We start from the raw sequence: 8,690 nt of genomic DNA on the forward strand, positions 1-8,690 counted from the left end.
CGTGCGGCAGCAGGTGACGGCCGCCGCGTGGCGGGTACTGCTCGCGGCCGGACTGGTGTGCGGGATCGGGCTGCTGCCCTGGCTCACCCGCACCGACCCCGCGCTGACCGTCCTCAAGGCACGGTCGGCCGAGCGGGACCCCACCCCCGAGGTGCTGGCCGCCGTCCGCGAGCAGCTCGGGCTCGGTGACGGGCCGCTGCCGCTGCTCGGGCAGTGGCTCGGCGGACTGCTGCGCGGCGACGCCGGACAGTCCTGGATCTCCGGGACCGACGTGCTGCCCGGCGTGCTCCAGGCGCTGGGCGTGTCGGTGCTGCTGATGGCGGTGGCGCTGGTCGTCGCCGTCCTCACCGCCGGCGCGGTCTGCGCCCGTACGCTCCGGCTGGGCGCCCGGCGCCGGCTCGACGGCCGGCGCTCCCGCGGCACGGTCTCCGCGCTGGTCGCCGCGCTCCCCGAGTTCCTCCTCGCCTCCGTGCTCGCCACCGTCGTCGGTGTCCAGCTCGGCTGGCTGCCCGCGCTCGGCTGGTACGGGCCGCAGTACACGCTGCTGCCCGCGCTCGCCCTCGGCCTGCCCGCCGGCGCGGTCCTCGGACGGCTCCTCGACGACCTGCTGCCCGGCGCCTTCGCCGAGCCGTGGGCGCTGGCCGCCGCCGCCCGCGGACTGACCGGCCGGCGCGTCGCCCGCCAGGCCGTACGCCGCTGTGTGCCCGCGCTGCTGCCCAACTTCGGCCTGTTCGTCGTCGGCCTGACCGGCGGGGCCGTCGCCGTCGAGCAGATCTTCGACATCCCCGGCCTGGGCCGCACCACCCTCCAGGCCGCCCTCGCCCAGGACCTGCCCGTCCTCCAGGCCGGCACCCTCGCCCTGGTGCTGCTCGCCGCCCTCGCCACCGGCGGCGCCCGGCTCGCCGCCCACCTGCTCACCGGGCCCGCCCTGCGCGACGGCGCCCTGTCCACCCTGCACCGGCCCACCCCGCCCGCCCGCGGCCCGCTGCCGCTGGGCCTGGCCGCCGTCCTGCTCGCCGTCGTCGCGCTCGGCCTGCCCCGCGACCCCCTCGCCGTCGAGACCGGCGCCCGGCTCAGCCCGCCCTCCCTCGCCCACCCCTTCGGCACCGACGCCCTCGGCCGCGACCTGCTCGCCCGGGTCGGCCACGGCGCCCTGTCCACCCTGCTGCTCGCCCTCACCATCAGCGCCGCCGCGCTGGTCGCGGGCGTCCTGCTCGGCCTCGTCCCCCGGATCTCCGGACCGCTGGTGGACACCGTCAACGCCGTCCCGCCGGTCCTGCTCGCCCTCCTCGTCACCGCCGTCGCGGGCAGCGGCACCGCCACCCCCGTCCTCGCCGTCACCGCCGTCGCCTGGGCCCCGCTGGCCGCGCACACCGCCGCCCTGCTCCGGCAGGAACGCGCCACCCTGCACATCCTGGCCACCCGGGGCATCGGCGCGGGCCGCTGGTACCTGTTGCGCCGCGAACTCCTGCCCGCCGTCCTGCCGCCCGTGCTCCGGCACGCCCTGATCCGGCTGCCCGGCGTCGCCCTCGCCCTCGCCTCGCTCGGCTTCCTCGGCCTCGGCGCCCAGCCGCCGTCCCCCGAGTGGGGCCTGCTGCTCTCCGAGAACCAGCCCTACGCCGAACGCGCCCCCTGGGCCGTCCTCGCCCCCGCCGTCGTCCTCGCCCTGCTCGGGGCGCTGGCCGTCACCGCCGCCGGGGGAGTACGCCTCCCGCGCCGACGCCGTACGCACCGTACGGACACCCCGGAGACCGCCACCCCGGAGACGGCAGAGGAACTGGTGGGGGCACGATGACCGCGACCCCCGCCGGCGCGCTCCGCACGGCCTCCGGCCGCACCCGGCTCTCCCCGCTCCTGCGCCTGCTCGTCCTCACCCAACTCGCCTTCAACGTCGGCTTCTACGCCGTGCTGCCGTTCCTCGCCGAACACCTCGGACAGGGCATCGGCATGGCGGGGTGGCTGGTCGGGTTCGTGCTGGGGCTGCGCACCTTCAGCCAGCAGGGGCTGTTCGTGGTCGGCGGCGCGCTCGCCGACCGGTACGGCATCCGGCCCGTCGTCCTCGCCGGGTGCCTGCTGCGGATCGCCGGGTTCGCCTGGCTCGGGTACGCCGACGCCACCTGGGCGGTGGTCGGCGCGGTGCTGCTCATCGGGTTCGCCGCCGCGCTGTTCTCGCCCGCCGTCGAGTCGGAGGTGGCCCGGCAGGCCGTGCTGTGGGAGGAGGAGAGCGGCGAGAACCGCACCCGGGTGCTCGCGCTGTTCACGGTCGCCGGGCAGGCCGGGGCGTTCGTGGGACCGCTGCTCGGCGCGCTGCTGCTCGGCGTCGGCTTCCGCGCCGCCTGCCTGGCCGGCGCCGGGATCTTCGTCCTCGTCCTCGCCGGCCACGCCTGGCTGCTCCCGCAGCGCGTCCCCGGCCGGGCCCGCGTCCGCGCCGAGGGCGGCGCGCGGCTGCTGCTGCGCAACCGGCCCTTCCTGGCGCTGTGCTGCGCGTACGGCGCCTACCTCCTCGCCTACAACCAGTTCTACCTGGCCCTGCCCGCCGAGGTGGAGCGGGCGGCCGGTTCCCAGTCGCCGCTGGCCTGGCTGTTCGCGCTGTCCTCGCTGCTGGTCGTCACCGCCCAGCTGCCCGTCACCCGGTGGTCGGGCCGGCGGCTGACCCCGCGCCGGTCCATGACGGTGGGCCTGGCGCTGGTCGCGGCCGGGTTCGCGGCGGTGGCGGCGGCCCGCCCCGCCGACTGGACCGGCACGGCCGGGCTGCTGCCCGCCGCCGCCTTCGTCGTCCTGCTCACCCTCGGCCAGATGCTGGTCGCGCCCGTCGCCCGCGCCTGGGTCCCCGACCTCGCGGAGGACGGCCGGCTCGGCCTGTACACGGGCGCGCTGTCCTCGGTCTCCGGCCTCATCGTCCTGCTCGGCAGCTCCCTCACCGGCTCGCTGCTGGACAGCGGACTGCCGGCGGCGGTGCCGTGGCTGGTGCTGGCGGCGGTGCCGGTGGCGGCGGCGGTGCTGCTGCCCCGCCCTCGCCGGACGGCCGGCTCCGGCACGGCCGCCTGAGCCGCGCCGGCCCGTGAGGTACGCCGCAGCCAGAGCACGTCCCGGCCGAACGACCACACCAGCAGCCCCAGCGCCGTCAGCACCAGTCCCGTGCTCACCGCGTGCGGGAGCAGTTCCGCGCCCGCCGCCAGCAGCAGGACGCCCTGCAGCGCGGCCACCGTCTTGCGGGCCAGGCTCGGCGGGAGCGGCGCCGACAGCCAGGGCCGGACGCGGGCGGCGGCGACGAAGACGTAGCGCATCGCGCCGATGAGCAGCACCCACGGGCCCAGCCGGACGGACACGTACACGCTGAGGACCAGGATCAGGAACGCGTCCACCTCCATGTCGAAGCGGGCGCCCAGGGGGGTGGCGGTGCCGGTGTGGCGGGCGACGTGGCCGTCGACGCCGTCCAGGAGCAGCGCCACGGCGGTCAGGCCGACCAGCAGACAGACGGGCGGCGCGGCCCGGAAGGAGTCCGCGACCAGGGCCGTGACGGCACCGACCAGGCCGGCCCGGCCGAGGGTGACGCGGTTGGCCGGGCCGAGGACGGCCGGGCGGGCGCGGCGCAGGGCCCGGGAGAGCACCGCCCAGGTGGCGCACGCGAAGCCGAGCCCGGTCAGCCAGCCGGCCGGACCCATGCCGTGCGCCGCGCCGAGCAGCGCCAGCAACAGGACCTGCGCGCCCGCGCCGACGGCGGTCTCCCACCGCACGGGACGGGCGTCGTACACGTCGTTCAGGGCCACCGAACATCCTCCGGCCGTGTGACAGAGTCGATCAGCGCCGCCACCCAGCGGGCGGCCTGTGCCCCCTCGGTACGTGGGCCGCCCGCCGACCGTTCAGGAGGAACCCGATGACGCGCACCGCCGCCGCCTTCTGGCTCGACTCGCCGGGACAGGGCGCGATCCGCCCGGTGGAACTGCCCGAGCCCGGCCCCGGGGACGTGCTGGTGCGCACGCTCTTCAGCGGGGTCAGCCGGGGCACCGAGACCCTCGTGTTCGACGGCCGGGTGCCCGCCGGCCAGCGCGCGGCGATGCGGGCGCCGTTCCAGGAAGGGGACTTCCCCGGCCCGGTGAAGTACGGCTACCTCAGCGTCGGGGTGGTGGAGGAGGGCCCCGCCGCGCTCGTCGGCCGTACCGTCTTCTGCCTGTACCCGCACCAGACCCGCTACGTGGTCCCGGCCGCCGCCGTCACCGAGGTGCCGCCGTCCGTGCCCGCCGGGCGGGCCGTGCTCGCCGGGACCGTGGAGACCGCCGTCAACGCGCTGTGGGACGCGGCGCCGCTGATCGGCGACCGGATCGCCGTGGTCGGCGGCGGCATGGTCGGCTGCTCGGTCGCCGCGCTGCTGGCCCGGTTCCCCGGCGTGGACGTCCAGTTGGTCGACGCCGACCCGGCACGGGCACAGGTGGCCGCCGCGCTCGGCGCCGGGTTCGCCCTGCCCGGGGACGCCCTCGGCGACCGCGACCTCGTGGTGCACGCCAGCGCGACCGAGGCGGGCCTGGCCCGCTCCCTCGAACTGCTGCGGCCCGAGGGCACGGTGCTCGAACTGAGCTGGTACGGCGACCGCGCCGTCGCCCTGCCGCTCGGCGAGGCCTTCCACTCCCGCCGCCTCACCGTGCGCGGCAGCCAGGTCGGCACCGTCTCCCCGGCCCGGTCCGGCAGCCGCACCCACGCCGACCGGCTCGCCCTCGCCCTGGACCTGCTCGCCGACCCCGCGCTGGACGCCCTCGTCACCGGCGAGTGCGCCTTCGGGGAACTCCCGGACGTCCTGCCGCGCCTGGCCACCGGAGAACTGCCCGCGCTGTGCCACCGGGTGCGGTACGACCGCTGAACGGGACGAGGGGGCGGGCCGTACTACCGGACGCACCCGCACCCGCACCCGGAGAACACCCGTCCGGAGAACACATCCGGAAGAACACACCCGGGCAACACACCCGGGCAACACATCCGGAGAACACCGCCGGAGACGCACCACACCTGGAGGGTCGTCCGTTGTTCAGCATCACCGTCCGCGACCACATCATGGTCGCCCACAGCTTCCGCGGCGAGGTCTTCGGACCCGCGCAGCGCCTGCACGGAGCGACGTTCCTGGTGGACGCCACGTTCCGGCGCGAGCAACTGGACGCGGACAACATCGTCGTCGACATCGGGCTGGCCACACGGGAGCTGGGCGCGGTGGTCGCCGAGCTGAACTACCGCAACCTCGACAACGAACCCGACTTCGCCGGGATCAACACCTCGACCGAGTTCCTGGCCAAGGTCATCGCCGACCGGCTCGCCGACCGGGTCCACCGGGGCGCGCTCGGCGAGGGCGCCAGGGGCCTGGCCGGCCTCACCGTCACGCTGCACGAGTCGCACGTGGCGTGGGCGAGTTACGAGCGCGCGCTGTGACCGGCACGACCGACGTGGCTGTCGTACGGGCGCGGCTCGCCCGGGTGCCCGCCCCGAGGAACGGGGAGACGGTCCCCATGTCCCTGCGCTCCGTCCACTTCGTGCTGCCCGGCGGCGTCGACGACCCGGCCGCCCCCAGCGGCGGCAACGCCTACGACCGGCGGATCGGACTGGACCTGCCCGGCTTCGGCTGGCGGGTGCGGCCGGTCGCCGTGGCCGGCGACTGGCCCCGGCCCGGCCCGGACGCCCGCGCCCGACTCGCCCGCGCGCTGCGCCGGCTGCCGGACGGCGCCGTGGTCCTGCTGGACGGCCTGGTCGCCTGCGGCGTACCGGAGATCGTCCTCCCCGAGGCCGGACGGCTGCGGACGGCCGTCCTCGTCCACCTCCCGCTCGCCGACGAGACGGGCCTGGACCCGGCCGTCGCCGCGGACCTCGACGCCCGGGAGCGGGCCGTACTGCGGGCGGTGTCCGCGACCGTCGCCACCAGCGACTGGGCGGTGCGCCGCCTGGTCGCCCACCACGGCCTCGACCCCGGCCGCGTCCACCTCGCCGCCCCCGGCGCCGACATCGCGCCCCTCGCCCCCGGCACCGACGGCGTCTCGCGGCTGCTGTGCGTCGCCGCCGTCACCCCGCGCAAGGGACAGCACCGGCTGGTGGAGGCCCTCGCCGAGGTGGCCGACTCGCCGTGGACCTGCGCGTGCGTCGGCGGACTCGGCCAGGACCCGTCGTACGTCGGCCGGCTGCGGGAGCGGATCGGCGCGCGCGGGCTGGGCGACCGGATCGAACTGGCGGGGCCGAAGACCGGCGCCGCCCTCGACGCCGCCTACGCCACCGCCGACCTCATGGTGCTCGCCTCGCACGCCGAGACCTACGGCATGGCGGTGACGGAGGCACTCGCGCGCGGTGTCCCGGTGCTGGCCACGGACGTCGGCGGACTCCCGGAGGCGGTCGGCCGCGCACCCGACGGCACGGTGCCCGGCCTCCTCGTACCGCCCGAGGACCCCGCCGCCCTCGCCGCCGCGCTGCGCGGCTGGTTCGGCGAGCCCGGCCTGCGCCGCCGCCTCAAGGCCGCCGCCCGCGCCCGCCGTACGTCCCTGCACGGCTGGGCGTCGACCGCCCAGTGCCTGGCGACCGTGCTGGGACGGCTGCCCGGCCCGTCCGGGAGGCCCGCATGAGGCGGACGGGGACGGCGGCCGGGGCCGAGGTGGTCCGGTACGCCCCGCAGTGGCTGCGGCTGCGCGAGGGACCGGACGCAGCCGCGCGGGCGCGGGAGCTGATCGGACCGCTCCGCGACCGCCTGCCCGCCGGTCCGCTGACCGTCCACGACGTGGGCTGCGGCACCGGCTCGATGGGCCGCTGGCTCGCCCCGCTGCTCGACGGGCCCCAGCACTGGACCCTGCACGACCGCGACCCCTACCTGCTGCACTTCGCGTCCGCCGACCCTCCGCGCACCGCCGCCGACGGGAGCCCGGTCACCGTCGGGACCCGGCGCGGTGACGTCGGCCGGCTCACCCCGGACGCCCTGCGCGGCGCGTCCCTGGTCACGGCGTCCGCGCTCCTCGACGTCCTCACCGCCGGCGAGGTCACCACCCTCGCCGCCGCCTGCGCCGGGGCCGGCTGCGCGGCGCTGCTGACGCTGTCGGTCGCCGGACGCGTCGAACTGGCCCCCGCGCACCCGCTGGACGCCGAGATCGCCGCCGCCTTCGACGACCACCAGCGGCGCGGCGGACTGCTCGGCCCGGACGCGGTGGCGGTCGCGGCGGACGCCTTCGCCGCGCACGGCGCCACGGTACGGGTGCGGCCCAGCCCCTGGCGGCTCGGGCCGGGCGAGGCCGCGCTCACCGACCGGTGGCTGCGCGGCTGGGTGGGCGCGGCCGTGGAGCAGCGGCCCGCGCTGCGCGAGCCGGCCGGACCGTATCTGGCCGAGCGTCTCGCGGCCTGCCGCGCCGGGGAGTTGTCGGTGACCGTCCACCACGACGACCTGCTGGCGCTGGGCCGGCCGGCGGGCGGTGACACGTGAGCACACCTACTGGGCGGCTCCGCCGCCACCTCGGCTCCCTCGCCGGTGCCGCCGTCCTCGTGGTCCTGCTGTGGCGGACCGGCGGCGGTCCCTTCCTGGACGGGCTGCGCCGCGTCGACGGACCGGCGCTGCTGGCGGCGCTCGCCCTCGGCCTGGTGACCACCGTGTGCAGCGCGTGGCGCTGGACGCTGGTCGCCCGCGCCCTGCGGATCGCCCTGCCGCTGGGCCCCGCCGTCGCCGCCTACTACCGCTCCCTGTTCCTGAACGCCGCGCTGCCCGGCGGTGTCCTCGGCGATGTGCACCGGGCGGTACGGCACGGGCGCGGCGCCGGCGACCTGGGCCGGGGCGTGCGGGCGGTGGTCCTCGAACGCGCCGCCGGGCAGGTGGCGCTGGCCGTCGTCGGGGCGGTGGTGCTGGTGACGATGGAGTCGCCGGTGCGGGACGAGGCCCGGCACCTGGCACCGCCGGCCGCCCTGGCGGCGCTGGGCGCGCTGGCGGTCCTCGCCGCGCTCCGGATGAACCGGAGGCCCGCCCGCCGCCCCGTCCTTCGTGACTGGCCCGGCGTCGCGGTGTCGTCGGGGGTCGTGCTGGCCGGGCACCTGGCGCTGTTCGTGCTCGCGGCCCGGGTGGCCGGCAGCGCCGCGTCCGTGGCCGCGCTGCTGCCGCTGGCCGTGCTGGCGCTGCTCGCGATGAGCGTGCCGCTCAACGTGGGTGGCTGGGGGCCTCGGGAGGGCGTCACCGCCTGGTCGTTCGGCGCGGCCGGCCTGGGCGCGGAGCGCGGGCTCGCCGTCGCCGTGGTGTACGGGGTGCTCGTCCTCGCGGCGAGCCTGCCGGGCGCGGCGGTCCTGGCCGTCCGTGGGCGGCGGCCCGCCCCGTCCGGACACGGGTCCGACGCCGGGCCCGTGTCCACCGGGCGCCTCCCGGCCCGTGCCCGCCCCGGCACCGCCGACCGGCTCACACCTGCCGGCGGCCCCCGCACGCCCCCGCGCCTGTCCGGCCCACCCGGCGTACTCGGCGTGACCGTGGCGGTTGTGGTGCGGGTGGAGGAGCCCGCACTTGTCCCCGGTCCGCGCACGTCCCCGCGCCTGTCCGGCGCGTCCGGCGTACTCGGCGTGACCGAGGTGGCTGTGGCGACCGTGGCGGTTGTGGTGCGGGTGGGGGAGTCCGCACTCGTCCCCGGTCCGCGCACGTCCCCGCGCCTGTCCGGCGCGTCCGGCGTACTCGGCGTGACCGAGGTGGCTGTGGCGACCGTGGC

General features: G+C 77.8%; 6 protein-coding genes and 2 pseudogenes. 7 read left to right on the top strand and 1 reads right to left on the bottom strand.

The features are described 5' to 3' along the window. The first annotated feature begins 1 nt into the window (after position 1). Together ACZ3IG_RS34460 and ACZ3IG_RS34465 are read left to right on the top strand one after the other, a co-directional pair. Positions 2 to 1,795: an ABC transporter permease subunit gene (locus ACZ3IG_RS34460; RefSeq protein ID WP_467437082.1), complete on the top strand. Its 1,794-nt coding sequence runs from the start codon at positions 2 to 4 to the stop codon at positions 1,793 to 1,795. Further along, positions 1,792 to 3,048, top strand: a complete 1,257-nt coding sequence (locus ACZ3IG_RS34465) for an MDR family MFS transporter (RefSeq protein ID WP_467437083.1) — start codon at positions 1,792 to 1,794, stop codon at positions 3,046 to 3,048. The genes ACZ3IG_RS34460 and ACZ3IG_RS34465 overlap by 4 nt, the downstream gene beginning before the upstream one ends. Here ACZ3IG_RS34465 and ACZ3IG_RS34470 read toward each other — a convergent pair. Further along, positions 3,030 to 3,770: pseudogene (locus ACZ3IG_RS34470) on the bottom strand (CDP-alcohol phosphatidyltransferase family protein); the annotation flags it as partial. The gene ACZ3IG_RS34465 and the pseudogene ACZ3IG_RS34470 sit on opposite strands and share 19 nt — an antisense overlap. A 107-nt stretch (positions 3,771 to 3,877) precedes the next feature. Here ACZ3IG_RS34470 and ACZ3IG_RS34475 point away from each other — a divergent pair. The 5 genes and pseudogenes from ACZ3IG_RS34475 to ACZ3IG_RS34495 all read left to right on the top strand — a co-directional run. Then, positions 3,878 to 4,855 carry a zinc-dependent alcohol dehydrogenase gene (locus ACZ3IG_RS34475; protein WP_467437085.1) on the top strand — a complete coding sequence of 326 codons (978 nt, stop codon included), beginning with the start codon at positions 3,878 to 3,880 and terminating at the stop codon, positions 4,853 to 4,855. Positions 4,856 to 5,016: 161 nt separating this feature from the next. Continuing rightward, complete coding sequence (locus ACZ3IG_RS34480) at positions 5,017 to 5,415, top strand: 6-pyruvoyl trahydropterin synthase family protein (RefSeq protein ID WP_462706483.1); 399 nt, start codon at positions 5,017 to 5,019, stop codon at positions 5,413 to 5,415. Next, a complete protein-coding gene (locus ACZ3IG_RS34485; RefSeq protein WP_467437086.1) occupies positions 5,412 to 6,590 on the top strand; it encodes a glycosyltransferase family 4 protein in 1,179 nt (392 codons plus the stop codon). Before ACZ3IG_RS34480 ends, ACZ3IG_RS34485 begins: the two co-directional genes overlap by 4 nt. Beyond that, on the top strand, positions 6,518 to 7,435 hold the full coding sequence (locus ACZ3IG_RS34490) for an SAM-dependent methyltransferase (RefSeq protein ID WP_467437110.1): 918 nt from the start codon (positions 6,518 to 6,520) through the stop codon (positions 7,433 to 7,435). The genes ACZ3IG_RS34485 and ACZ3IG_RS34490 overlap by 73 nt, the downstream gene beginning before the upstream one ends. An 11-nt stretch (positions 7,436 to 7,446) precedes the next feature. Further along, positions 7,447 to 8,310, top strand: a pseudogene (locus tag ACZ3IG_RS34495) (lysylphosphatidylglycerol synthase transmembrane domain-containing protein); the annotation flags it as partial. Positions 8,311 to 8,690: the final 380 nt, after the last annotated feature.

It is taken from the genome of Streptomyces sp. NPDC016677 (assembly GCF_055562815.1).